This is a genomic window from Halomonas sp. ND22Bw, assembly GCF_003011945.1.
GTDB lineage: Bacteria > Pseudomonadota > Gammaproteobacteria > Pseudomonadales > Halomonadaceae > Halomonas > Halomonas halophila.
On the sequence record NZ_PXWD01000868.1, the window covers coordinates 1 to 272 of the forward strand.

The window sequence follows — 272 nt, forward strand, 5'->3', positions numbered from 1 at the left end:
GGCGTCGCTCCCGTGATGCCTTCGGCGTCAGGTTGGCGAGGATGGAGGCCAGACCCTCGACGCCGTGGGTGAAGCGCGTCCGGACGGGGCTACCCGGCCCTTCCCGCGAAATGTCGTTCGCCAGAGCCGCGAGTGGACACCCCTTGCCGGGTGCCTGGACGTGCCCGAGCGACAGGTAGTTGGCGAGGATGGTGTCCACGTCCCCGCGCCGGTCCTCGCTGAGCGCGGCATCGAAGGCCTCGACGGCCAGGGCGTCCTTGTTGGCGAACTGG

At 70.2% G+C, this 272-nt stretch carries 1 protein-coding gene; it reads right to left on the reverse strand.

Annotation, left to right across the window (positions count from 1 at the left end):
- On the reverse strand, positions 1–272 hold a 272-nt coding region (locus tag CVH10_RS20625; RefSeq protein WP_219924911.1), incomplete at both ends, for a hypothetical protein.